At 35.5% G+C, this 1223-nt stretch carries 2 protein-coding genes; both read right to left on the reverse strand.

Translation table 11 applies throughout. From position 1 onward, the window contains the following. A partial coding sequence (locus ACMX2D_RS07175) for a Cna B-type domain-containing protein (RefSeq protein WP_414973328.1) occupies positions 1–631 on the reverse strand: 631 nt, incomplete at its 3' end. Continuing rightward, positions 603–1223, reverse strand: a 621-nt coding sequence (locus ACMX2D_RS07180; RefSeq protein WP_414973329.1) for a Cna B-type domain-containing protein, incomplete at its 5' end; no start/stop codon positions are given. The genes ACMX2D_RS07180 and ACMX2D_RS07175, both read right to left, overlap by 29 nt.

Below are 1223 nucleotides of genomic sequence, written 5' to 3' on the forward strand. Positions count from 1 at the left end.
AACTTCCTGTCCAGTTATTTGCTTCTGTTAAAGTAAGAGTCTTATCTGTTGGTTGTCCGTCGGCTATCAATCTGATTGTTACACTTGCAGGTCTTACTCCGTCTTGGTTATTCTTATCTTCCCAAGCTTTTGTTACTTGTACTGATGTCTTTCCTGGTGTGTATGAATTCTTAACATTATGTCCTGTTACTACTGTTGTATAACCTTCTACTTGTTCTTCTGTAATTGTGTAGTTGATTACTTCTCCCTTTTCATACTTGTCAAGATCTTCAAATTTCCATTTCCAGCCATCTTTTTCTGTAACTGTCTTTGTAGCTATTTTAGTTCCATTCTTTAACAGATTAATCTTTATTTCTTTCGGTCTCTTTCCGTCTTGGTTTTCTTTATCATCCCAAGTCTTACTTCCTTCTACAAATGTCTTTTCAGGTTCTCTTGTATTTGTTACTGTAAAGCCTTCTTTTGCACTTCCTGTAACTTTACTTTCGTATCCGTTTCCTACAGTTTCTTCCTTAACTGTATAAACTATTTTCTTTCCGCCTTTATATTCGTCAAGGTCTGTGAAACTTCCTGTCCAGTTATTTGCTTCTGTTAAAGTAAGAGTCTTATCTGTTGGTTGTCCGTCGGCTATCAATCTGATTGTTACACTTGCAGGTCTTACTCCGTCGGTTATTATTATCTTTCCAAGCTTTTGTTACTTGTACTGATGTCTTTCCAGGTGTATGTGTATTTACAACATCGTTTCCTTTTACTTCTGTTGTATATTCTTCTACTTTTTCTTCAGTAATTGTATAGTTGATTAATTGTCCGGCTTCAAATTTATCAAGATTTTCAAATTTCCATTTCCAACTGTCTTTTTCTGTTACTGTCTTTGTTTCTACTACAGTTCCATTCTTTAACAGATTAATCTTTATTTCTTTCGGTCTCTTTCCGTCTTGGTTATTTGCATCTTCCCAAGTCTTACTTCCTTCTACAAATGTCTTTTCAGGTTCTCTTGTATTTGTTACTGTAAAGCCGTCTTTAGCACTTCCTGTAACTTTACTATCATATCCGTTTTCAACAGCTTCTTCTTTTACAGTATATTCTATTTTCTTTCCGGCTTTATATTCGTCAAGGTCTGTGAAACTTCCTGTCCAGTTATTTGCTTCTGTTAAAGTAAGAGTCTTATCTGTTGGTTGTCCGTCGGCTATCAATCTGATTGTTACACTTGCAGGTCTTACTCCGTC

Source organism: Parvimonas oralis (assembly GCF_047608425.1).
Classification (GTDB): domain Bacteria; phylum Bacillota; class Clostridia; order Tissierellales; family Peptoniphilaceae; genus Parvimonas.